The following is a 21,752-nucleotide window of genomic DNA, read 5'->3' as shown; positions in this document are numbered from 1 at the left end:
ACACGATCACAACAAGGTGGCCCGCAAGCTTTACGACCGGGTCGGCATCTTGAGCAATTTCGTGCGCTACGAGAAGCGCAAATGGGAGGAAAGTGTATGATCCGAAACGATTTTCCGAGCTTCAATTTCGACCTCGGTGAGACCGCCGATATGCTGCGCGACAGCGTCCGGTCCTATTCGCAGGACCGCATCGCGCCTTTGGCAGAGAAGATTGACCGGGACGACTGGTTTCCGCGCGAGCTTTGGCCGGAGATGGGAGAACTCGGTCTGCACGGCATCACGGTGGAAGAAGAATGGGGCGGTTCCGGTCTTGGATATCTGGAACACTGCATTGCCATGGAAGAAGTCAGCCGGGCCTCGGCCTCAATCGGTCTGAGCTACGGTGCGCACTCGAACCTGTGCGTCAACCAGTTGCGGCGGTGGGGCAGCGAGGATCAAAAAAAGCGCTACCTGGAAAAACTGATCACCGGGGAGCATCTTGGCGCGCTGGCCATGTCCGAACCCGGAGCGGGGTCGGATGTGGTCTCCATGAAGCTCAAGGCCGAGAAGAAGGGCGACCGCTACATTCTGAACGGCTCCAAGATGTGGATTACAAACGGACCGTCCGCGGAAACCTTGATCATCTATGCCAAGACTGATCCGGAAGCCGGTCCAAAAGGAATTACCGCTTTCCTCGTCGAAAAGGGCTTTGAAGGGTTTTCTGTTGCCCAGAAGCTCGACAAGCTGGGCATGCGCGGCTCAGAGACCGGCGAACTGGTCTTCCAGGATTGCGAGGTGCCGGAAGAAAACGTGCTCGGTGAAGTTGGCAAGGGCGTCAACGTCCTGATGTCCGGCCTTGATTATGAGCGCGCGGTTCTGGCAGCCGGTGCTGTCGGCATCATGCAAGCAGCAATGGATGTTGCCGTCCCTTATGTCCATGAACGCCAGCAGTTCGGCCAGCCAATTGGCACTTTCCAGCTGGTGCAAGGCAAGATCGCGGACATGTATGTCACGATGAACGCGACAAAGGCCTATGTTTATGCGGTCGCCAAAGCGTGTGACCGGGGGGAGACAACCCGCGAAGATGCCGCTGGCGCAATCCTTTATGCCGCAGAAAATGCTACTAAAATTGCGCTGGATGCAATCCAGTTGCTGGGGGGGAACGGCTATATCAACGAGTACCCGACCGGCCGTTTGTTGCGCGATGCCAAGCTCTATGAGATTGGCGCCGGCACATCCGAAATCCGCCGCATGCTGATCGGCCGGGAAATCTTCAACAAGACGGCTTGATGGGGCGGCGGCGCAGTTTCAATTTCACCTCGCATAGCTGGCGACGGGCCAGCTGTTGCCGCAGCGCGAGTTGATATCGGCTACTCCACAGTGCTTACCCGAACACTCTGGAGTAGCTATTTGAAATAACGCCTCTTTGCTCTCTTCATGTCTGATTGTTAATCATTAAAGTTTTGAAATAATTGTTGAATTTAGGAATCGAAGACTCACCTCCGGGGTGCTGAAATCACCCAGGCTTATGGAGGACTGATATGACACTTGCCAAAACATTCGCCACGGCAACCCTTGCCGCAATAGCATTCGGTACCGGCAGCGCAAATGCGCTGGAGATTTGCGAACCTTTTTCCGTTACCGCGCCATTGAACGAGACCCGAACCGTTCAGTTGATCGCCCAGGACAGCGGAGATGCGAGAGCTGGAGACTTGCGTATTGGCCACAACGCATTGCTGGACGAGGACGGCCAGGAAATAGGCACTATTGATTGGCAGACGAAAGTGCTGGCCGGATCGGAGAGTGGTGAAATCCGCCTGGCGTCCGATGTCATTATGAACCTCGAAGGCGGCAACCTTTATGCGCGTTCCGGCGCCTACACGATCCCGGATCCGGTGCTGGATCCGAAAACCAGGACGATCTCGAATGATCAGGTGCGGGACATCATTGGTGGTTCCGGGGCCTTTGAACGGGCGATCGGTGCGATCACCTTCTCAATGCAGGAGAATGGTGATGCGAAATTGAATGTGGACGTTAGCTGTACCTGACGCTTTGTCGGCCACCGGTTTGTTCCAGTTACTAGGCACATGTGCTGGAAATGCCGACTATAAGCCGACACGCATTTTGCCAACAGGACCTCCGCGCCCCGTCGCGGAGGTTTGTATTTGTAAAGATCCTTTGTCGACCGGTTCGCGTATCGTGGTGGTTTGGATATTGGAGGCGACATGACCAAGGCGACTGCAATCGTTATTGGCCACACGGGGGGAATTGGGGCGGCCGTTTTTCAAACCCTGCAGAAATCGCCCGTATTCGACACGGTGATCGGGCTTGGCCGGAACTCGGAACCGCAGCTCGATGTTTTGCGGGAGGCCAGCGTTCAATCTGCAGCGGCATGGGCGAAGGAACAGGGTGGAGATATCCGTTTGGTGTTCGATGCCACTGGCGGGCTTACAATTGATGGGCGGAAGCCTGAAAAAGGTCTGAAGGACATCGACCCGGACGCGCTTGCCATGTCCTATGCATTGAATGCAATCGGTCCCGCGCTCTTGATGAAGCATTTCCTGCCGCTTTTGCCGCGGGACGGAAAAGCTGTATTTGCAACGCTTTCCGCACGGGTCGGTTCAATCGGCGATAACCAGCTGGGGGGATGGTATGGTTACCGCGCTTCAAAGGCAGCGCTCAATCAACTGGTGCGCACAGCTGCCGTCGAAGTGTCCCGGCGCAAGCCCGAGGCGATCTGCGTTGCCCTGCATCCGGGAACGGTCCAAACACCGCTGACCGAAGGCTTTGCGAAATCCGGACTTGATGTCCAGTCACCGGATGTTGCCGCAGGCCGGATCCTGACCGTTCTCGACGGGCTGACCTCCGCAGATACAGGCGGATACTTTGATCACATGGGAAAACCAATTCCCTGGTAGACCCAGTTCTTGACCGGCTCGTCGATCCGAAGTGATCTCAGGTGTACCGTTTCCTTTTCCTGAGGCATTGCGCGTCTGGCAAGCTGCCAATACCCTTTATTAAAATCAAAGGGAGCGAACGCATGAAATCCAGTCTGTTGAAACTGGCCGTCGGCCTGTCCTTGTCGCTTGGTGCTGTTCACGCACAGGCGGAAACGCGCATCACCTACAAGTCGGCGAAGTCCACCTCGTCCTACTACCAAATGGGCGTTCAGATTGCTGAAGCGGTCAAGGAAGGCAGCAACGGCGACATCATCGTCACCGTTGAAGAAAGCCAGGGCTCTGTTCAAAACGTGATGGAAGCCCGTGCGCGCGGCGGAGACTATGTCTTCACGACACCGCCAGTGCTGGTCAGGCTTGCCCAGGGTGGCAAGGCCATGTTCGAGGGCAAGGGTGATCCGAAATTCGATGAAATCCGGGCACTCTTTCCGATCCCGTCCCTGACCATGCACTTTGTCATGTCCAAAAAAAGCGGTGTGACCGATTTCGCTGGTATGGAAGGCAAGACCATCCTGCTCGGCAAAGGCTCTTTTGGGGCGCGTGAAGGTGAGAAGTACCTCAAGCTCTTCGGCCTGGAGGGTAAGGTCGATCTTGCCGAGGTGGAGCTGTCCAACGCTGTTGCGGCGCTGAAGAATGGGCAGATCGACGGGTTTGTGACCGCCGGGTCCTGGCCGGCACCGAACGTTATTGAAGCGGCTGCGTCGACCGGGGTGAATGTGATCTCGTTGTCTGATGATCAGATCACGCAATCCAAACGGGCCAAGCTGGTCATTCCGGCCGGTACCTATGCTGGACAGAGCGAAGATATCACCACAACATCCTTGCCGGTGGTTGCCTTCACCACGACCGCGATGGACGACGACACCGCCTATGCCCTGACGAAGACTTTCTGGGAGCAAAAGGCAAAGATGGGCGAGGGCGCAGCCTGGTGGAACGGCGTGGACCAGGGGCTGATGGAAAACATCACCGGCAAAATCCATCCAGGTGCCGTGCGTTATTACCAGGAAGCGGGCATCGATCTTACGGATGTTCAGCAGTAACTTAAATGTCTCCCGATCCGGCGCTGACCTTGGCGCCGGATTTCTAATTTTGAACAGTTTCCATGATCAGCACCGACACACAGACGTCGCCGCTTTTGCGGTCCCTTATGCTTTGCCTTGCCGTGGTCCTCGTGGTGTTTCACCTCGGGCTGATTTTTTCCGGACTGGTGCCAAATCTGGTCAGCCGGCCGCTGCACCTGGCATTGGCTTTGCCTTGGATCTTCTTGTTCGTCGAAGGCGGACTGCTCAAGCGCGCAAGCGGTGCTGTGCTGTGTTTTCTTGGTGTGGCTGCGTGCCTTTGGGTGGCGGGCAATCAGAATGTATTGTCGGATCAATACGGCTTTCTGGAAGGCTTTTTTCAGTATTGGCTGGCTGCCGTTCTTTTGATCGTTGTTTTGGAAGGCGCACGCCGCGCCATCGGCTGGCCACTGCCGATTGTGGCTGCTCTGGCGTTGGCCTACGGGTTGCTCGGGCAGCATATTCCGGGCGAATTTGGGCATTCCGGCACGCCACTGGCCAGTTTCCTTGGAACCCTGACCATCGCCGAAGGCGGGATCTGGGGCAGCTTGACCGGAGTGTCGGTCAATGTGGTCGCGATCTTTGTGATTTTCGGTGCTGTTCTGAATGCTGGGGAAGCGGGCCAAGGCTTCATGAACCTTGCAGCGGCTGCGGCGGGCCGTCTCAAGGGCGGTGCCGCCAAGGTGTCCGTTCTTTCTTCGGCCCTCTTTGGGTCCATCTCCGGCTCGGCTTCGGCGAATGTCGCTTCAACCGGGGCAATCACACTGCCGGCGATGACACGGCTGGGATATCCCAAACGTTTGGCTGGCGCGGTTGAGGCTGTTGCGTCTTCTGGCGGCCAGATCATGCCGCCGCTGATGGGGGCAGGTGCCTTTGTTATGGTCGAGCTCACCCGCGTGCCGTACACCCAGATCATGATGGCCGCGCTGTTGCCGGCAATCCTCTATTTTTTCGCGGTCTGGATTGGCATCAATGCCTATGCCCGTCATCATGATCTGAAAGCCGTGGCGAAGGAGGATCAGCCGCCGGTCCGCCAGGTGCTCATCACATCGGCTTTTTTCATGGTGCCTTTCGCAATCCTGCTCTACGGGATGTTTGGTGGGCAATATACGCCGCAATATGCCGCCTGTCTTGCAATTTTGGCGGGCTTTGTCCTTCTGTTTTTCACTGCAAAAGGTGTTGCTTCACGCAAGGAGATCCTGAGCCGGTTGGAAAGCGCCTTTGTGAATGCGGCGCGCCAGGTCTCTGTCATCGCTTCGATTATCATCTGCGCGTCGCTCATCATCGGTGTTCTGGCGATTACGGGCCTCGGGGTAAAGATCACCTCGCTGATCCTGTCCGGGTCAGGCGGCTACTTGTGGCCAGCGCTATTGCTGACAGCCATTGCCTGTCTGGTTTTGGGAATGGAAGTTCCAACGACGGCGGCTTACGTCATCTGTGTGTCTGTTGCCGGGCCGGCGCTCATCGAGCAGGGCCTTGAGCCGCTTCAGGCGCATTTGTTTGTGTTCTGGTTTGCGCTGATCTCAACGATTACCCCCCCGGTCTGTGGTGCCGTCTTCATTGCGGCCGGGATGATCGGTGAAAACTGGTTGAAAGTAGCCTTCTCGGCGATGGCACTGGGTATCGGGCTTTATGTCATCCCTCTGGCGATGATCGCCAACCCATCGGTGATTGCCCTGTCTGATACACCGGCTTTCGCGCTTTTGGCGGCCGCCAAGATCGGTCTTGGCCTCGGGCTGATTTCGTTTGGCGTCATCGGTTTCACAAAACCCTTGCAGAAGCTTTTGGCCATCGGCACCGGTTTGCTGGTGATGTTTTTCGTTGGCATTTAGTTTCAAGGGTGCACAGTATTGGAACCCACCGCATTCCATAGATTTTTCAAAAGAGATAATCATGACCGGCGAAACAGATCTCAAGACACTTCTTTCGCACATGCGGCCGATGCTGGACCCGGTTCCTTATGTCTTCTGCACCTTTGCAACCAAAGGACCAGTGGAACTCTCAGAATACGAGCCGGTCGGATTGTTTCAAGAGACCGAGGGGACCACAGCAATATTGCCGGCAGAGCGGGCCCGGGAGCTGGGCCTTGCCGACGCCGAGTGGTTCCGGCGCATTACCTTGACAGTGCATTCGTCTCTCGAGGCGGTTGGTTTGACAGCTGCGGTGTCGGCTGCGCTGGCGCGCGAAGGCATTCCCGCCAATGTCGTTGCTGCTTATTTTCACGACCACGTTTTTGTGCCTGAAGAAAAGGCGGAAACGGCGCTGAGGGTGCTGCGTTCCCTGTGTGAGGAGAACGCGGACTTGGCTTGAGCGTTCGCCCGCCGCCGATATTTCAGCTTGCAATTTGGCGCCCGGCTTCCCATTCCTAATCGTAGGTCTTGAGGCAGGACCAATCAGGGGTAGAGGCATGCAGCGGGCAAAGCGCCGTTTATCGGCAATCATGTGTGCAGATGTTGCGCATTACTCGAAGCTGATGGAGCGCGACGAAGACGGAACTTTAGACCGGTTGAAGGCCTATCGAATGGTGATGGCCTCGCTGACCGAACGCCATGACGGCCGCATCGTGAATACCTGGGGCGATGCCGTCATCATCGAGTTCTCTTCGGTGATTGAAGCCGTTCAATGCGCTGTCGAGATCCAGAACGAACTTTCTTTCCAAAACAATGAGTTGCCCGACATCAACAGGATGGAATTCCGGATTGGAATCAATCTCGGTGACATCATGGTTGAGGGGGACGACATTTATGGTGACGGAGTAAACGTCGCTGCCCGGCTGCAGGAGCTGGCGCCCAAGGGGGGCATCATGCTGTCGCAATCGGTCTATGATCAGGTCAAATCGAAACTGGCGCTTGGATTTGAAAGTCTTGGGCCCCAATCCGTCAAGAATGTTAGCTATCCAGTTGAGACCTATGCCATCCGCCTGGGAGGGCGGAACCAGCCTGAAGTTTCCGATGAAGTGCCGCCGGGCGATGGTGCCGGAACCGCATCCGAGCGGGATTGGGAGCAGGGAACGGCCGCCGTTGCCAATGGATTTGATCAGCTGAGGTCTTGGCTTCGAGGGCAGCCGCGCCGCATCCGCAGCTGCGTCTTCGTGATTGGTTTCTTCTTCCTGCTCAATCTTGTCACCTCCGGATTGTCCTCGCTTTGGTTCATATGGCCGTCGCTTCCGTTTCTCGTGATGCTCGGATGGCATGTGATTGTGGGCAGACGGCAGAAGCATGGCGGCCCGAAAATACAATCCGGCGATTGATCCTTGGACAAGTGTTCATATCTTGGACGTCGGAACGTCTTTTCATATGAACGGCGGTTTCTAGGTTTGCGAGCGCGCGGTAGTTCGCTTAAACATGGGGCAAAGCTTTGGCGTTTAACGATGCAAAGCTCAGTCAAAATACCGGGCGAACCGGTGCAACACAGCCAAGGAGCTAAATCCTGCGCATGAAAAACTATTCTTCAACGGTTCCCGCTCATCTCGACGACGAAGAAGATGAAAAGCCGAAGAGCCAACCTTCCATTCAGGTCGACAAACATCTTTTTGAAGCCCGTACAGTATTGATCACGGGCCCGGTAACGCAGGATATGGCGCGCGATGTTTGCGCGCGGTTGCTGGCTCTGGCCCAGGTTTCGAATGATCCGATCACGGTGATTGTATCCTCGCCGGGCGGTCATGTGGAATCAGGGGACATGATCCACGACACGATCAAGTTCATTTCCCCCGAAGTGCGCATCCTGGGCATGGGCTGGGTCGCCAGTGCCGGAGCGCTTATCTACGTTTCGGTTCCGAAGGAAAACCGGTTCTGCACACCGAACACCCGCTTCCTGCTGCACCAACCGTCCGGTGGTGCTGGCGGCATGGCCACGGATATCGAGATCCAGGCCAAGGAAATCATCAAGATGCGCGACCGCCTCAACAAGATTTTTGCCGATGCGACCGGTCAGCCAATCGAACGGATCGAAAAAGACACTGATCGAGATTACTGGATGAGCCCTGAAGAGGGTATCGAATATGGTCTTGTCGGCAAGACAGTAACCAGCGTGAACGAGCTCGGTTAAATTCAGAAAACCAAATTTAATCGGAAAAGCGCCGGCAGACCCGTCGGCGCTTTTTGTTTTTTCCACCCGGAACCAGCCAGGGTTAGGCCCGCATGCGCTCCGGTTCAATGGAATAGACTAGAACAGGTTTTACGGGCTTCGGGTCGAGAATTCGCGGCCGCAGCTCTTCGAGTATGGCTCTGAAGCTGCTCACCTCGGCCCCGCTGAGAGTGCCGGGGCCAAAGACCGACAGAAGATGGTCACAGAAGCGCTCATATGCGTCGTCGCAGGTGCACAGCGGTGACAACAGATCACAGATCGGTTTGCCCTCATAAAAGGGAGCACCGCCCAGCAGGAAAATCAGAAACTCGCACAGGTCGTCCGAGCCGCCGAAGGTCTTGTCGAAAGCCGACAAGTCAAAGCACGAATCGTCCTTAAGCTGCTGTTTCAGACGCGGCATTGCCTGTTCTATTGCTCCGCGCCCGCCAAGGCTCAAATAGAGTGTCATCAGGGTGTCCTCGAATTGCCATCACTAAAGTGCCGGGACCTTGCCGCATTCTTGTAAGGCTCCGTGTGACCTTGATCACGCAAAAGATCTTTGGTCTTTCACTGTCCAAACGCGACCAATGCCTGACCGGTATGGCGACACTTCATGTCACCGGTGTTACAGCTAAAGCACTGATCGTTTGGTCCGAAACGCCCGATGCTCGACCAGTCAATCATCGATCAGCTTTGAGCGGTAAATCGTTTCTGATTTGTCGCCGGCTGATCTGGACCCGCAGCGCAAAGCGAAACGGCCCGCATGCCCAAAACAAAAAACGAACGGATGCTGGTAAGAAGACTGCCGGAAGCACTGTCCTGCAAAGATCCCGACGGAGGATTTTGTGATTTTTTGGATTTCCAAGGTAGCGCAGTTTTTTCTGCTGCCGTCCAACGTTCTTGTCGTTCTGCTCGTAGCGGGGCTTCTGATCGGTCTGCGCCAGGCCCGGCGGAGAATGGGACTGGTCCTCTGTTGGACGGCCGTGTTGGGGCTGATTGTGCTTGGGTATTCCCCAGCTACGAACTGGCTCATTTTGCCGCTGGAGGAGCGTTACCCACGGCCTGCCAGCGTCGAGGCCGTTGACGGCATTATCGTTCTTGGCGGAGCAGTCGACACCATCGTTACGGGTGGCCGCGGCGATACGGCGCTCACGACGTCCGGTGAGCGGATTACCGTGGCCGCCAGACTGGCCCAACAAATGCCGGATGCCTTGCTCATTCACTCGGGCGGCAAAGGTGTCATCATTTCCTCCCAGGCGACCGAAGCAGAGGGGGCAGGGCGTCTTTTTCAGGATTTCGGGATCTCGAAAGATCGTATTGTCTTGGAAGATCAATCACGCAACACTTGGGAAAACGCAGTTTTGACGAAGGAGCTGATCAATCCTCAGCCGGGTCAAAAATGGCTGCTGGTGACATCCGCCTATCATATGCCGCGGTCGATGGGGGTCTTTGAAGCGGCTGGCTGGACAGGTGTGGCAGCCTACCCGGTGGACTACAGAACCCGGGGTGATGCCGATAAGAAACTCTGGTTTTCGGCAGCCTCCAAGGGGTTGAGGCGGTCCGACATCACGATCCGGGAATGGATTGCCTTGGGGGTGTATTGGGCTGGTGGGCGGAGTACGGCATTCCTTCCAGGCCCGTCACTTTAGAATTGAAATGCCGTCTGCGGACTTTTCTTGTGGCGCCCATCTTTTGAAACCGAGCGCCCGATCCCATATGTTAGGCGTCTCAGCAGGTTTTAAGGGCAAGGGCTCATGGTTTTGGAAGCGCCGATCATCGCGGCGGACGTTGTCCAGTGGCTTTACAGCGACGCATCCCATCTGGATGGAACGCTAGATGTTGTAAGCGAGCTCGGAGAACGCCTGAAGTCCGGTGGGATCCCGGTCGACCGGGTCACAACGGGAATTTGGGTGGTGCATCCAATCGTCCGGGCCGAATCATCGATTTGGACAAGCACCGGCGAAGCCCACCTACAGCGCTTCACGGCTTCCGCCGAGCATGATGAAGGCTATGTCCGCAGTCCGATCAAACGGGTCCACGAAACGAAACGCCCGGTTCGTGTCTCGATCAGCAAACAGCCCTCAAGCAGTGACGATTTCGGCATCATTGCCGATCTTCGGGATGAAGGATTTACGGACTATCTGGCTTTGCCGATGCCGTTTTCCGATGGATCAGTCAAAACCGTCACTTTCGCAACGAAAGCGGCCGGGGGATTTTCAGGTTCCCAAATCGGTGTGTTCGAGTCTTTGGTCCGTCCGCTCGCGCTCGTTTGTGAACTCAAGACACTCCGCAGGACGGCGGAGACCGTTCTAGACACCTATGTCGGCCGGCGGGCTGGTCCGAAGGTGCTTGACGGGACCACGCGGCTCGGGGACGGCGAGCGGATCAAGGCAATTGTGAGCTTTGCAGATATTCGCGGGTTCACGCGTATGTCCAATACATTGCCGGCGGATCGGATCGTCTTGTTTCTGAACAAGTATTTCGGCGCTATGACATCTGCTGTGGAGGCCAACGGCGGCGAGGTGCTTAAATACATTGGCGACGAGGTCATGGCGATCTTCCCGTATGAGACCGCGGAAGAGGCGCGTGATGCAGCTCATCGTGCGCTTCTTGCGGCCCGGGACACGCTGAAGCAGATAGAAGACATCAACTCGTGCAAAAACTGTGCGGAGACACCGGATATGAGTGTCGGCATAGCTCTTCATGCCGGTGATGTTTTTTATGGCAACGTCGGCAGCCAGACCCGGCTGGACTTCACTGTGGTTGGACCGGTGGTGAACCTTGCCTCCCGGATCGCGGGCCTTGCGAAGGAACTCAACCGGGAGATTCTGGTCTCAGATGCCATCGCCGACATCATGGGATGCCGCTCCGGTTTGTTCGGCAAATATCACGTGAAGGGGTTTGACGATCCGGTTTCGGTATATTCCCCGGACTTGGGCACAAGCGGTGAAGCCGGGTATTGCCCGGAGATCACGGCAGCGCGGGCCTTGGAAAAGAACTGACGCCTGAGCAGAACCAAAAGGACCGCCAGCGTTGTCGTAGCAAAGACGATGGGGCCTGCGAACCATCCCAGAAAGCCGATCGCAAAGAAGAAAGCCCGTTGGCCTCTGTTGAAGTGGCGGCCGGCCAGGACGTTGAGATCGCCGGCCTTTTCCGCAATCTGACGGATATCTTCCATGCTTGCCCGGCCTTTTTCGGGCACCGCGCCCATGACAATACTGGCGTAGTTGAACAGCCGGTATGCCCAGCCGAACTTAAAAAAGGCGTAGGCGAAAATCAGCATCAAACCGAGAACCTTGATTTCCCACAGTGCCCGGCTGTCGGCGACCGGAATAGAAAGATCGCCGGCCACTTGAACGATGGTCTCGGTCGCATCAAGTAGGGCGAAGCCGCCGCCAATTGCCAGAAAGGCGGTCGATGCAAAAAAGGCTGTTCCCTGTTGAAGCCCGGCCATGATGCCGGTGTCCATTATGCGCACTTCCCGCGTGCACATGGCGACCATCCAGTTCCGCCTATACGCGTCCATCGCGCTTGAAAGGGTTTTCTTGCGCAACGGGCTGCTGTCTATAACAAAATTGAAGCCGAACCAAGCGATCAGGAACCATGCTGCTGCAGCAAGGTCTAAGCTCGAGAGTGCGTGCATGAGGTCTCCAAACATGTGACGGAATCACATCCGATTCGTGCAGTCTATCGGATCACCTCCCGCACTGCAGTGCTTTATGGCGGAGCCGTAAGTACAGGGAAATATGGGCTGAATTCCAGCCCTGCGAAAACCGGAAAGCAGCTGCCAATTTTTTGCACTTGCGAAACGGTAAGGGATCGTTTACCTCCTCGCCTCAATGGCGCCACAATCAGGTCAGCAGGGGACCGGCGCCGAATTAGAAATGTAGGGTTTTTATGGACGAAAACGTGCAGAAGTCTTGCTGGAGCGTAACGCTTTGGACCGTTGCTGCGGTCGGCATTGGGCTGGCCATGGTGCTTCTCTTCAATGACGTTGAAAGTGCTCAGCAAGCCGTTGCCGCCGCCAAGTAATCGACAGGCATCGCATTGAATTCCGAAAGGGTGTGGAGTGAGCTCCGCACCCTTTTTCGTTAGCATCAGTTTGTTTCTGGAATTGCCGGGGAAGGGGACGCGGGCCTGTTCGTTGGGCCGAACAACTGTCTGAACTCCATTTGACGCACGACTGTGGCACCGGCCGGTTGGCTGATCAGGAACCCGAGATACCTGCCCGAGCCCAGGTCAATCAGCACCATTTCAGTTTCTCCGAGCCCGGGCCACGCGATCGTGGCGCCCCAGGCGGGCACGTCTGCGAGGGTGGTCTGCGGACTGAGCGCCAAAACGTCAGGGACATGCAACAGGTCGGTGTTCGACGCATCCCATGAAATATTTTCCAGACCGTTCTCGAGCCGGAACAGGGTGAACTCTGTGTCCTGGGTGGTCAGTGTGATGCTGTTCTGGTCATGTGCCGACAGGTGAACGCGGCGGCTCTTGAGCCCAAGCGGTAGCGGCTGCCGCAAGCCTTCACGTTCGGAAAATGCGGCGGTGTTGGTCATGTGAAATGTTCCAAGACGCAAATCCCCGTCCATCGCTTCAGCAGCGAATATCGGAACTAATAAAACCAGCATGGATTCAAGCGGATCACGGTCTTGCCCGAAGCTGTGAGACTGAGCCGACGGTAACGCGGATGCGGAAGGACCGCTATTGTCAGTTACCACCAGACCATTGCCGAGCGACGAGCGGTTCGCTTAACGGGACAAGGCGAGCACTAGGTCTTCCACGGTTGCGTGTTCCGGCTGCCAGCCGGTGAGGCGCCGTGCATGACTTGTGTCCACCATCTGTGAGCGCGCATAGCCTGCGGACCAGTCTTTGCCCTGCGTCTGGCCGGTGGGGGCTTCGATTGTCTGCAGTTCAAGCGGCAGTCCATGGCGGGCGGATATATGAGATGCAAGGTGCCCCGCAGAGATGCCCTCAATGCCGCTTGCAATTAGCGTTGCCCGGAACCGTGCCAGATTGAGTGCGCGCAGATAAAGGTCGGCGAGATCAGCGGCTTCAACCAAGGGCCAGACCGTAGCGGGGGGCGCTCTTGTTTCAAAGGGCTGTCCATTTTTCAACGCTTTGGTCATCTCGGCAATCGGGCCCTTCGACCGGGTGCAAACCAGGCCAGGGTGGATCACGGTCAGATTGAGATCCGTTCCATTGGATAGGGTGCGGATCGTTTCTGTCATGAATCGGAAGGCAGGCAGTGCGGAAAATGCGGTTTTCTCGCTGATTAATGGCCCATCTGGATTGGGCGGAAAGAGCCAGACGCCTCCCGTGTAGATCACCGTCAGCGGATGCCTGCGGTGTTTGGCTGCGGCCTTGAGAGCGAGCATGGCTTGCCGGTCGACCCGGCCCATGTCGTCATCAAAGGTAGCGCCGGTATGTATGACAACATCGCATGCATTGGCCCTGCTCAACCAGCTATCCGGATCCTTAAGGTCCCCGGGATAGGCATTGGCGCCTGCGAGCCGCAGCGCTTCAACTGCTTTTTCTGAACGGGCCAGAGCAATGACGTTGAGACCGGCGGATTTTAACCGGTGTACGACGGCTGCTCCGATGGTGCCCGTTCCACCTGTTACGAATACGTCCATCCCACGACAGAACCGGTTCACCGGCTGAGTTTCAAGACTGGAAATGGCGTCCCTGTGAACAATCCACTGCGGTCATGGCATTCCTCTTGATCTTGGGGACGGGACTGATAGGTCATGGCTATGACCTTGCATCTGGTGAAACTCTGTGTTGGCGCGGACAGCGTTGAGACGCTTCAGGCATGGATTGATTTCCGTGTCGAACAGGCGCAGCTCGCAGGTCTTGAGCCGGTAACGACGCACACAACGCGCATGGTCCCGACACGCCGCGAGGAACTTCTTAAGGCGGGCTCCCTCTACTGGGTGATCAAGGGAAAGATTCAGGCCCGGCAGCATCTGCTTGATATCCGCCCGTTCACGGACCAGTCCGGCGTGAAACGCTGCGATCTTGTCCTCGATCCGAGATTGATCCTGACCCAGTATCAGCCAAAGCGGCCGTTCCAGGGATGGCGTTACTTGAAGGCCGCTGATGCACCCGCTGACCTTTCGAGTGGCACCGACATCAAAGCCATGCCCGAAGACATGCGGCGGGACCTTACGGAACTCTGCCTGATTTGACCGCAGCTGCGGTCCGCTCAAGTATGCGGCTGTTGAGAGGTCAGTATGACGCGTTGCAAGAGACCTCCGCAGTCTTGCCAAATCAACTTCACAAGCCCAAATTCATGACAATGAGTGACGAGAAGGCTTGAAGTATGTCCAATGCGGACCGCTCTAAACCGCTGACCAATACCAAAGGACAGACCGTTTCCGCTTCAAAGGACGCGGATGTGTCCGCCTTCCTGGCACAAGCAGAGGCTCTCAAACCTCAGCCCGGCAGCGATGGCCGCCTGATTTTTGCGCTTGATGCCACGATGAGCCGTCAGCCGACCTGGGACACTGCCTGTCATTTGCAGGGTGAAATGTTTCAGGAAGCCGCGCGGGTGGGCGGTTTGCAGATCAAGCTTGTCTTTTTTCGGGGATTTGGTGAGTGCCGCGCGTCCAGGTGGTTCACCGATGGTAATGCACTGGCCGCGGCCATGAGCCGGATTACCTGTCAAGGCGGGCGGACCCAGATCCGCAAGGTTCTATCGGCCGCCTTGGAGGCTGCAGATAAGGACAAGATCGCCGGAGTGGTCTATGTCGGTGACTGCATGGAAGAAAACGTTGATCTCCTGTGCGAGCGGGCCGGGGAACTTGGATTGAAGGGTGTCCCGCTGTTTTTGTTTCAAGAGGGGCGTGATCCGGTCGCAGAGCAAGCGTTTCGGGAAATGGCGCGTCTTTCCGGCGGGGCCTATTGCCGTTTTGATCAGGGGGCGGCCCAGCAATTGAGGGATCTTCTCAAAGCCGTGGCGGCTTTTGCGGGCGGGGGGCGGAGTGCCTTGACAGCGCTTGAAAAGAGCGGCGGAGCCGGCGCGCGCCTGCTGCTTGAACAACTGAAATAGGTGTTATGATTTATCTAATAGTCGGCTGCGCACTCTTGTGCCTGTTGGTGCTCGCAGCGCGGAGTTTTGTTTCTGCAAACCCGGCCGTTCTTGCGCGCCAACTTCGTATTGGCGGTGGCGTCGTTCTGTTGCTGTTGGCTGGATTGCTGGCGGTGACGGGCCGCTTTTTTCTCGCCATTCCAGCTTTCGGGCTTGCTTGGGCGTTGCTTGGCTCAGCTGGCATCGGCTCTGGCGGGTATAAGCCGGGAAAGGCATCTGGCCAGCGCTCTCGGGTGCGCACCGCTATGGTTGAAATGGAGCTCGACCATGACACCGGGGATATGAGCGGAACGATCCTTGCTGGAAGTTTTCAAGGACAGACACTCGATGACCTGTCCGATTCCGACCTCAAGGTTCTGTGGGCGGAGACCGCCCAGGATGATCAGAGCCGGAAACTAGTCGAAGCCTATCTCGACCGCCGGCTTCCCAGCTGGCGTGAAGACTTCGAGGCGGATGGAGCAGAGCGGCAGGGAAGCGCGGCGAGCTCGGGCCCCATGACAGATGAGGAGGCCTACCAGATCCTGGGGCTTTCGAGCGACGCCGGGGACGCGGAAATTCGAGCTGCGCACAGACGGCTTATGATGCGGGTCCATCCCGACCAGGGAGGTTCCGGTTTCCTCGCGGCGAAAATCAACGAGGCTAAAGACACGCTTCTCAGACGACATTGACGGTATCCGTTACGCAGTTACTGGTAGATGGCGAAGCAGGCATATCTGGCCCGCTTGAGTGATTTGCAGGCTTTCCAGGCGGCCGACTTGGTGTCGAAACCAACAAAGCGGGCCCGGTAAAGCGTCTGTCCGCCGGTTTCGACCGGCTCGGTATAGGGCACCTTGCCCCGCAGCGCTGATCCGGTCTTCGACTTTGCTTGCTTCAGCATGGTGATCGCCTGGCCTTCCGTTTCCGTTGCAGCGATCTGGACCTGCCAGCCGGGCTCAATGTCGGGCGTGTTATTTGTGGCGACAGTGACGTTGTCTTCAGGCGACACGTCCTCTTCGACCGGTGCGCCAACTGCTGAGGCGGCAACAATCGCAGGCGCAGTTCCCGGGGTGATCTGTATTGGCTCCACCTTGACCGTTTTCACCGGCAGGGGCGCGGTCGGTGCGCGCTCGTCGCTACGGGTCGGCAAATCCGGGGCTTCTTCACGCTGAGCGGCGGCTTTAAGCGCTGCCGTGGAAATCGATTGCGTTGTTAAAGGCGCGTCGGGAGCGGCCTGTGGCACCGGTGGAAGGGCATTGGCAACTGCAAATGTCCTGTCGAACCGCTGTTTGACCATTTTGGGCGGCAGCGGAACATCGCTTCCAAATCCGGGGACGATGGCAGGCGCAGCCGCCGCGGCAGCTGGAATGACATCCTCTGGGGCCGGTGCCGGTACCGGGGCAGCGCTGCCGGTTGCGGTAAAGGCAAGTACCATCGGAGCGCCGGTTGCCGGAGCAGGCTCGCTCCCAGGCTTCTTCGCGGGAAGCGGCGGATTTTCAAGGTTGGCCGCGACAAACGTCCTGACCTTGCCCGGCGAAGCAATCAGGGGCGCGGTTCTCGGACCACGGCTTGCCTTGTGCAGATACCGGCCGATGAGGTCGGTCATGTGGGCATTGCGCCGGGCGCCGGTACGGCCGCCCATGACGACGGCCACGATATGGCGCCCGTCACGCTTGACCGATGTGACCAGATTAAACCCTGACGCCCGGATGTACCCCGTCTTGATACCGTCAACGCCTTTCACACGGCCAAGGAGCCGGTTGTGGTTGTTCAACCGGCGGCCCTTGTAGGTATACACCCGTGTGTTGAACAGCTTGTAGTATTCGGGGAAGCGTTCCTGAATGGCGCGTCCAAGGGTTGCCATGTCCCGTGCGGTGGTGCGTTGCTTGGAGTTCGGCAATCCATGCGCATTCCGGAAAGTGGTCTTGTTCATTCCGAGCTGGCGGGCGGTCCGGGTCATGCGTCTTGCGAATGCCGCTTCTGAGCCCTCGATGTTTTCCGCGACCGTCGTCGCAACGTCATTTGCCGATTTGGTGACAAGGGCACCAATCGCATCCTTCACGGAAATCGTGGTGCCGGGCTTTAAACCGAGCTTGGACGGCACTTCAGCGGCCGCATTCTTCGAGACCTTGAAACGGCTGGACATGGACAAGCGGCCGGCCTCGAGCTCTTCGAAAATGATGTACGTCGTCATGATTTTCGTAAGGGAGGCAGGGAATCTGTAGGAATCCGCATGTGCTGCGTAGAGTGTCTTGCCCGTCTTTGCGTCTACAACGATCCCGGCATAAAGAGGATTGGCCATGGCGGTTGCCGGGGCATACACGAGCAGGGCGCTGAGGGTCAGGGTTTTGCCGAGCGAGGCAAATTTACGCACAGTGCGGAGGAGACGCATACCAAACACAGTTACTATCCCAATTCGGGTTTTGCCGTTTGCGGTTTGGGGCGGTGCGGAGATCCTAAACCCCCGTTGAATCACCGTCAGCGCCCCTGGTGTTGGGGATCATTTGATGGAAACACGGTTACGAATGTGTAAATGAGCGGCAATAAAATCACTTAAAAAAGTTCCTTTCGGTTATAGTTAATCTTTCGTTAATCTCATTTTTTTGCCGTGTTATTTCAGGTATGCGTTCTCTGTTAGCAAAAGTTTTAATATTCGAAATATAAGTCGAAAAATTACACCTTATAATCTTCGAGCAATCAGCTGTTACGCAGCATGTGGGCAAGATGTTGCCTTGTAGAGCGTCTGCTTCCTTTCAGGATGCTTGAGGGCGGTTGCCCTGCGCGCCGCTGAGGCCGGATGCAATCAATGCGCGCAAGGGTTGTTGTTGCGCTGCAAAATCGCCTTGACAGGAATTGTGCAGCGCATTATCACGGTGCCCGTAGGTAACGCTTTTTGCGCGCCGGTAACTCGTGGCCGGTCCGCCGGATGAGGGCAAACAGATGATGACCAATTTTGAAGAACTCCAGAAGCTCAGCAAAGACAACATGGACATGGCTCTCGAAGCCTTCGGTTCCATGAGCAAAGGTATGCAGGCAATCGCAGTTGAAGTTGCCGATTATCAGAAGAAATCCTTCGAGGAAGGCTCTGCTGCTGTTGAGAAACTGGTCGCTTCCAAGTCTCTCGACAAGGCTTTCGAGACGCAGTCTGATTACGTGAAGACGGCTTACGAAGGCTTCGTCGGAGAAGTGACCAAGCTTGGTGAAATGATGACCGACATGTCCAAAGAGGCATACAAGCCTTATGAAGGCGTGATGGGGAAATTCTCCAAGTAATCCTTCGCCATCTGGCAAGCGCACGGACATTTGAGACCCGGCTCAAGCGAGCCGGGTTTTTCTATGCACAGATTTGCCTGTTTTTTGCCGGGCCTGTGGCTGCCTGGAATAAGCGGGCCGCGAATTCGTACTTTAACGATCTTTTATTCAGATTTCAGACACCTACATTCTTCTTTACCAGGCGTTGCCGGTGTCTTGATGCCCGGATCACCCAATTGTTGATGAAATCGACCATTGCGCAGACGCTAGTTGCGCGGCAGGATTAAGCGTGAAGCGAACAATAAGGCTGCAGAGCCGGACATTGACACTGTCTTACAATCTGCGCCGGACAATGCACCTGGGGCAGGAATGAAACCGGAAATGGCCCAGTTTAATAAGGTGGCGAAAACTACGATGTCTTCGGGATCAGACTTTGACAATGACGGTGATGGAACCGGAACTGTCGTTGCCACCCGGACCAAGACAGTTACCAAGCGGCCAAACCTTTATCGTGTGCTGCTGCTGAATGACGATTACACTCCCATGGAGTTCGTCATTCATGTTGTGGAAAGCTTCTTCCAGAAAAATCGTGAAGAGGCGACCCGCATCATGTTGCATGTACATCATCACGGCGTCGGGGAATGCGGTATCTATTCCTACGAAGTTGCCGAAACCAAAGTGACACAGGTCATGGATTTTGCGCGAAAGCACCAACATCCTCTCCAATGCGTCATGGAAAAAAAGTGAGGACTAACGCACGTGCCTTCCTTCTCACGCAGTCTTGAAAAAGCACTTCATCAGGCTTTGGCATTCGCAAATGAGCGCCAGCAAGAATACGCGACGCTCGAGCATTTGCTTCTAGCGCTCCTCGACGATCAGGATGCGGCCGCGGTCATGCGGGCGTGCAATGTTGATCTGGATACGATTCGCAGAAACCTGGTGGAGTATATCGAGACGGAACTCGATAACCTTGTGACCGACAGTGACGAGGATTCAAAACCGACCGCGGGCTTCCAGCGGGTGATCCAGCGCGCTGTGATCCATGTCCAATCGTCCGGCCGGGAAGAGGTTACCGGAGCAAATGTGCTCGTTGCGATCTTTGCGGAGCGCGAAAGCCACGCAGCCTACTTTCTGCAAGACCAGGATATGACCCGCTACGATGCGGTGAACTACATCTCTCACGGAATCGCCAAGCGACCCGGTATGTCTGATGCCCGTCCGGTTGAAGGTGCCGAAGAAGAGGATGTTCTGTCCAGCGGGGAAAGTGACAAGAAACCGTCCCAGAAAACCGATGCGCTTGAGGCATACTGCGTCAACCTCAACGACAAGGCGACCGGCGGCAAGATCGACCCGCTAATCGGCCGGGACAGCGAAATTCAACGCACAATCCAGATCCTGTGCCGGCGCTCCAAGAACAATCCCCTGTTCGTGGGCGATCCGGGAGTGGGCAAGACAGCGATTGCCGAAGGTCTGGCGCACCGGATCGTCAATGGTGACGTGCCGGATGTCTTGAAAGATGCCACGATCTTCTCACTGGACATGGGGTCGCTGCTGGCCGGAACACGGTATCGCGGTGATTTCGAAGAGCGTCTCAAGCAGGTGGTCAAGGAGATTGAAAGCTACCCTGGCGCCGTAATGTTTATCGACGAGATCCATACCGTCATTGGGGCGGGTGCGACATCGGGTGGCGCGATGGATGCGTCGAACCTCTTGAAGCCGGCGCTCGCCTCCGGAGCTATCCGTTGCATTGGCTCGACCACATACAAAGAATACCGCCAGTTCTTCGAAAAAGACCGGGCCCTCGTCCGCCGCTTCCAGAAGATTGACGTCAATGAGCCGACCATTCCTGATGCAATTGACATCCTGAAAGGCTTGAAGCCGTATTTCGAGGACTTCCACAAGGTCCGCTATACGAATGATGCGATCAAGACGGCGGTTGAATTGTCGGCAAAATACATTGCCGACCGCAAGCTGCCGGACAAGGCGATTGACGTTCTGGATGAGACCGGCGCAAGCCAGATGCTTGTACCCGAAGCGCGCCGGCGCAAGACAATCGGTGTCAAGGAGATCGAAAACACGATTGCCACAATGGCGCGGATTCCGCCGAAGTCAGTCTCCAAGGATGACGCTGAGGTGCTTGAAAACCTTGGCAAAGACCTGAAGCGGGTCGTTTATGGTCAAGATGACGCTATTGAAACGCTGTCCTCGGCAATCAAGCTCGCGCGTGCGGGTTTGAGAGAGCCGGACAAGCCGATCGGATCCTATCTGTTCTCCGGTCCGACCGGTGTCGGCAAGACCGAAGTGGCCCGCCAACTGGCGCTGTCTCTCGGCGTGGAGCTGATCCGGTTTGACATGTCCGAATATATGGAGCGTCACACGGTCTCCCGTTTGATTGGTGCGCCTCCGGGATATGTCGGGTTTGATCAGGGCGGTCTCTTAACTGACGGCGTTGATCAGCATCCGCATTCTGTTCTGTTGCTTGATGAGATCGAGAAGGCCCATCCGGACCTATTCAACATTCTCCTTCAGGTCATGGACCACGGCAAGCTGACCGACCACAACGGTAAGCAGGTCGATTTCCGGAATGTTATCCTGATCATGACCACCAATGCCGGCGCTGCCGACATGGCGAAAATGCCCGTTGGCTTCAATCGTGTGAAGCGGGAAGGCGACGATCAGGAAGCGATCAACAAGCTGTTCACGCCGGAATTCCGCAACCGTCTGGATGCGGTGATCCCGTTCGGCAATCTGCCGGTCGAAGTCGTCTACAAAGTGGTCGAAAAATTCGTCATGCAGCTGGAGACCCAGCTGGCAGACCGGAATGTGACCTTCGAGCTCGGCGAAGATGCGGTCAAGTGGCTTGCGGACAAAGGCTATGACAGCCAGATGGGCGCAAGGCCACTCGGGCGGATTATCCAGGAGCACATCAAACGGCCATTGGCTGACGAGGTGCTGTTCGGCAAGTTGAAGAAGGGCGGGATGGTCAAAGTGTCCGTGTCCGAGGACGGCCAGGGGCTGCTGCTTGAAAGTGTCGAGGAGCGCGTGGCTCCGCCCAAGAAACCAAAGGCGGAGACAAAGGCAAAGCCGAAGCGGAAACGCAAACCGGCCACGAAGGCGGCTGCGGCCAAACCGGCCAAGCCGGCAGCTGGAAAAGGCGGCTCTTCAAAGAAGAGTATCGTTCCAAAGGTTCCTCTCGCCGATTGAGTGCGCTGATGTTATGCAAAAAGGCCCCGGACGAACGTCCGGGGCCTTTTTTGTGCCCGCAACAGCTGCGTCACTCCAGGTGAGCCTGAATAGGCGTCCGCCATTGGCGCTGGACCCGGTTGTTGCTGCTGGAAAGAGCGCCCGCTCTGACCTCTCAACCTCGGGATTGAG

At 56.5% G+C, this 21,752-nt stretch carries 22 protein-coding genes; 17 read left to right on the top strand and 5 right to left on the bottom strand.

Translation table 11 applies throughout. From position 1 onward, the window contains the following. The first annotated feature begins 96 nt into the window (after positions 1-96). The 8 genes from E1180_RS01050 to E1180_RS01015 all read left to right on the top strand — a co-directional run bounded on the left by E1180_RS01050 (position 97) and on the right by E1180_RS01015 (position 8,044). A complete protein-coding gene (locus E1180_RS01050; RefSeq protein WP_155189226.1) occupies positions 97-1,269 on the top strand; it encodes an isovaleryl-CoA dehydrogenase in 1,173 nt (390 codons plus the stop codon). Between the two features lie 251 nt (positions 1,270-1,520). Next, entirely contained in the window at positions 1,521-2,027 is a 507-nt protein-coding gene (locus tag E1180_RS01045; protein ID WP_155189225.1) for a hypothetical protein, read from the top strand. Between the two features lie 177 nt (positions 2,028-2,204). Beyond that, positions 2,205-2,897 (top strand): SDR family NAD(P)-dependent oxidoreductase, encoded by a 693-nt coding sequence (locus tag E1180_RS01040; RefSeq protein WP_155189224.1) that lies wholly within the window; start codon positions 2,205-2,207, stop codon positions 2,895-2,897. A 122-nt stretch (positions 2,898-3,019) separates the two neighbouring features. Beyond that, positions 3,020-3,976 (top strand): TAXI family TRAP transporter solute-binding subunit, encoded by a 957-nt coding sequence (locus E1180_RS01035; protein WP_155189223.1) that lies wholly within the window; start codon positions 3,020-3,022, stop codon positions 3,974-3,976. A 62-nt stretch (positions 3,977-4,038) separates the two neighbouring features. Further along, on the top strand, positions 4,039-5,826 hold the full coding sequence (locus E1180_RS01030; RefSeq protein WP_425280884.1) for a TRAP transporter permease: 1,788 nt from the start codon (positions 4,039-4,041) through the stop codon (positions 5,824-5,826). 61 nt (positions 5,827-5,887) lie between these two features. Further along, on the top strand, positions 5,888-6,304 hold the full coding sequence (locus tag E1180_RS01025) for an ACT domain-containing protein (RefSeq protein WP_155189222.1): 417 nt from the start codon (positions 5,888-5,890) through the stop codon (positions 6,302-6,304). A gap of 97 nt (positions 6,305-6,401) precedes the next feature. Continuing rightward, the gene (locus tag E1180_RS01020; protein ID WP_155189221.1) at positions 6,402-7,244 is read left to right on the top strand and encodes an adenylate/guanylate cyclase domain-containing protein; all 843 of its coding nucleotides are present in this window, start codon (positions 6,402-6,404) and stop codon (positions 7,242-7,244) included. A gap of 185 nt (positions 7,245-7,429) precedes the next feature. Then, positions 7,430-8,044 (top strand): ATP-dependent Clp protease proteolytic subunit, encoded by a 615-nt coding sequence (locus E1180_RS01015; protein ID WP_155189220.1) that lies wholly within the window; start codon positions 7,430-7,432, stop codon positions 8,042-8,044. An 82-nt stretch (positions 8,045-8,126) separates the two neighbouring features. On the opposite strand, the gene E1180_RS01010 is transcribed toward E1180_RS01015, so the two are convergent. Further along, the gene (locus E1180_RS01010; protein ID WP_155189219.1) at positions 8,127-8,531 is read right to left on the bottom strand and encodes a globin family protein; all 405 of its coding nucleotides are present in this window, start codon (positions 8,529-8,531) and stop codon (positions 8,127-8,129) included. 376 nt (positions 8,532-8,907) lie between these two features. On the opposite strand from E1180_RS01010, the gene E1180_RS01005 reads away from it, so the two are divergent. Together E1180_RS01005 and E1180_RS01000 are read left to right on the top strand one after the other, a co-directional pair. Next, positions 8,908-9,711, top strand: coding sequence for a YdcF family protein (locus tag E1180_RS01005; RefSeq protein ID WP_208996781.1), 804 nt, complete (start codon positions 8,908-8,910; stop codon positions 9,709-9,711). A gap of 105 nt (positions 9,712-9,816) precedes the next feature. Then, entirely contained in the window at positions 9,817-11,064 is a 1,248-nt protein-coding gene (locus E1180_RS01000; protein WP_155189218.1) for an adenylate/guanylate cyclase domain-containing protein, read from the top strand. Here the strand turns inward: E1180_RS01000 and E1180_RS00995 are convergent. After that, positions 10,950-11,705: a DUF599 domain-containing protein gene (locus E1180_RS00995; protein WP_155189217.1), complete on the bottom strand. Its 756-nt coding sequence runs from the start codon at positions 11,703-11,705 to the stop codon at positions 10,950-10,952. The genes E1180_RS01000 and E1180_RS00995 overlap by 115 nt on opposite strands. A gap of 266 nt (positions 11,706-11,971) precedes the next feature. Between E1180_RS00995 and E1180_RS22570 the strand changes: the two genes are divergently transcribed. Then, positions 11,972-12,094, top strand: a complete 123-nt coding sequence (locus E1180_RS22570; RefSeq protein ID WP_280115208.1) for a hypothetical protein — start codon at positions 11,972-11,974, stop codon at positions 12,092-12,094. Between the two features lie 65 nt (positions 12,095-12,159). Here the strand turns inward: E1180_RS22570 and E1180_RS00990 are convergent, their stop codons facing one another. After that, positions 12,160-12,615: a hypothetical protein gene (locus E1180_RS00990; protein ID WP_155189216.1), complete on the bottom strand. Its 456-nt coding sequence runs from the start codon at positions 12,613-12,615 to the stop codon at positions 12,160-12,162. 192 nt (positions 12,616-12,807) lie between these two features. Continuing rightward, positions 12,808-13,692, bottom strand: a complete 885-nt coding sequence (locus E1180_RS00985; protein WP_155189215.1) for an NAD(P)H-binding protein — start codon at positions 13,690-13,692, stop codon at positions 12,808-12,810. A gap of 120 nt (positions 13,693-13,812) precedes the next feature. On the opposite strand from E1180_RS00985, the gene E1180_RS00980 reads away from it, so the two are divergent. From E1180_RS00980 to E1180_RS00970, 3 genes are all read left to right on the top strand, one after another. Next, positions 13,813-14,247 (top strand): DUF1489 family protein, encoded by a 435-nt coding sequence (locus E1180_RS00980; protein ID WP_155189230.1) that lies wholly within the window; start codon positions 13,813-13,815, stop codon positions 14,245-14,247. A 134-nt stretch (positions 14,248-14,381) separates the two neighbouring features. After that, the gene (locus E1180_RS00975; protein WP_155189214.1) at positions 14,382-15,110 is read left to right on the top strand and encodes a vWA domain-containing protein; all 729 of its coding nucleotides are present in this window, start codon (positions 14,382-14,384) and stop codon (positions 15,108-15,110) included. 5 nt (positions 15,111-15,115) lie between these two features. Beyond that, the gene (locus tag E1180_RS00970; protein WP_155189213.1) at positions 15,116-15,817 is read left to right on the top strand and encodes a DnaJ domain-containing protein; all 702 of its coding nucleotides are present in this window, start codon (positions 15,116-15,118) and stop codon (positions 15,815-15,817) included. A gap of 17 nt (positions 15,818-15,834) precedes the next feature. Here the strand turns inward: E1180_RS00970 and E1180_RS00965 are convergent, their stop codons facing one another. Then, on the bottom strand, positions 15,835-17,517 hold the full coding sequence (locus E1180_RS00965) for a D-alanyl-D-alanine carboxypeptidase (protein WP_155189229.1): 1,683 nt from the start codon (positions 17,515-17,517) through the stop codon (positions 15,835-15,837). 548 nt (positions 17,518-18,065) lie between these two features. On the opposite strand from E1180_RS00965, the gene E1180_RS00960 reads away from it, so the two are divergent. From E1180_RS00960 to clpA, 3 genes are all read left to right on the top strand, one after another. Beyond that, positions 18,066-18,398, top strand: a complete 333-nt coding sequence (locus E1180_RS00960) for a phasin family protein (RefSeq protein ID WP_155189212.1) — start codon at positions 18,066-18,068, stop codon at positions 18,396-18,398. 393 nt (positions 18,399-18,791) lie between these two features. Then, positions 18,792-19,124, top strand: a complete 333-nt coding sequence (gene clpS, locus E1180_RS00955) for an ATP-dependent Clp protease adapter ClpS (RefSeq protein WP_155189228.1) — start codon at positions 18,792-18,794, stop codon at positions 19,122-19,124. Between the two features lie 12 nt (positions 19,125-19,136). After that, positions 19,137-21,581: an ATP-dependent Clp protease ATP-binding subunit ClpA gene (gene clpA / locus E1180_RS00950; protein ID WP_283404613.1), complete on the top strand. Its 2,445-nt coding sequence runs from the start codon at positions 19,137-19,139 to the stop codon at positions 21,579-21,581. The last annotated feature ends 171 nt before the right edge of the window (positions 21,582-21,752 follow it).

Source organism: Roseibium denhamense (assembly GCF_009711415.1).
In the GTDB taxonomy this organism is placed as follows: domain Bacteria; phylum Pseudomonadota; class Alphaproteobacteria; order Rhizobiales; family Stappiaceae; genus Roseibium; species Roseibium denhamense.
Note: the sequence above shows the minus strand (reverse complement) of the source record. Positions and strands in the feature narration are given on the sequence as shown.

Excerpts from the sequence above, each read along its gene's own strand:
- E1180_RS01050 (WP_155189226.1), top strand. The coding sequence starts at position 97 with ATGATCCGAAACGATTTTCCGAGCTTCAATTTCGACCTCGGTGAGACC.
- E1180_RS01045 (WP_155189225.1), top strand. The coding sequence starts at position 1,521 with ATGACACTTGCCAAAACATTCGCCACGGCAACCCTTGCCGCAATAGCA.
- E1180_RS01040 (WP_155189224.1), top strand. The coding sequence starts at position 2,205 with ATGACCAAGGCGACTGCAATCGTTATTGGCCACACGGGGGGAATTGGG.
- E1180_RS01035 (WP_155189223.1), top strand. The coding sequence starts at position 3,020 with ATGAAATCCAGTCTGTTGAAACTGGCCGTCGGCCTGTCCTTGTCGCTT.
- E1180_RS01030 (WP_425280884.1), top strand. The coding sequence starts at position 4,039 with ATGATCAGCACCGACACACAGACGTCGCCGCTTTTGCGGTCCCTTATG.
- E1180_RS01025 (WP_155189222.1), top strand. The coding sequence starts at position 5,888 with ATGACCGGCGAAACAGATCTCAAGACACTTCTTTCGCACATGCGGCCG.
- E1180_RS01020 (WP_155189221.1), top strand. The coding sequence starts at position 6,402 with ATGCAGCGGGCAAAGCGCCGTTTATCGGCAATCATGTGTGCAGATGTT.
- E1180_RS01015 (WP_155189220.1), top strand. The coding sequence starts at position 7,430 with ATGAAAAACTATTCTTCAACGGTTCCCGCTCATCTCGACGACGAAGAA.
- E1180_RS01010 (WP_155189219.1), bottom strand. The coding sequence starts at position 8,531 with ATGACACTCTATTTGAGCCTTGGCGGGCGCGGAGCAATAGAACAGGCA.
- E1180_RS01000 (WP_155189218.1), top strand. The coding sequence starts at position 9,817 with ATGGTTTTGGAAGCGCCGATCATCGCGGCGGACGTTGTCCAGTGGCTT.
- E1180_RS00995 (WP_155189217.1), bottom strand. The coding sequence starts at position 11,705 with ATGCACGCACTCTCGAGCTTAGACCTTGCTGCAGCAGCATGGTTCCTG.
- E1180_RS00990 (WP_155189216.1), bottom strand. The coding sequence starts at position 12,615 with ATGACCAACACCGCCGCATTTTCCGAACGTGAAGGCTTGCGGCAGCCG.
- E1180_RS00985 (WP_155189215.1), bottom strand. The coding sequence starts at position 13,692 with ATGGACGTATTCGTAACAGGTGGAACGGGCACCATCGGAGCAGCCGTC.
- E1180_RS00980 (WP_155189230.1), top strand. The coding sequence starts at position 13,813 with ATGACCTTGCATCTGGTGAAACTCTGTGTTGGCGCGGACAGCGTTGAG.
- E1180_RS00975 (WP_155189214.1), top strand. The coding sequence starts at position 14,382 with ATGTCCAATGCGGACCGCTCTAAACCGCTGACCAATACCAAAGGACAG.
- E1180_RS00970 (WP_155189213.1), top strand. The coding sequence starts at position 15,116 with ATGATTTATCTAATAGTCGGCTGCGCACTCTTGTGCCTGTTGGTGCTC.
- E1180_RS00965 (WP_155189229.1), bottom strand. The coding sequence starts at position 17,517 with ATGCGTCTCCTCCGCACTGTGCGTAAATTTGCCTCGCTCGGCAAAACC.
- E1180_RS00960 (WP_155189212.1), top strand. The coding sequence starts at position 18,066 with ATGATGACCAATTTTGAAGAACTCCAGAAGCTCAGCAAAGACAACATG.
- clpS (WP_155189228.1), top strand. The coding sequence starts at position 18,792 with ATGTCTTCGGGATCAGACTTTGACAATGACGGTGATGGAACCGGAACT.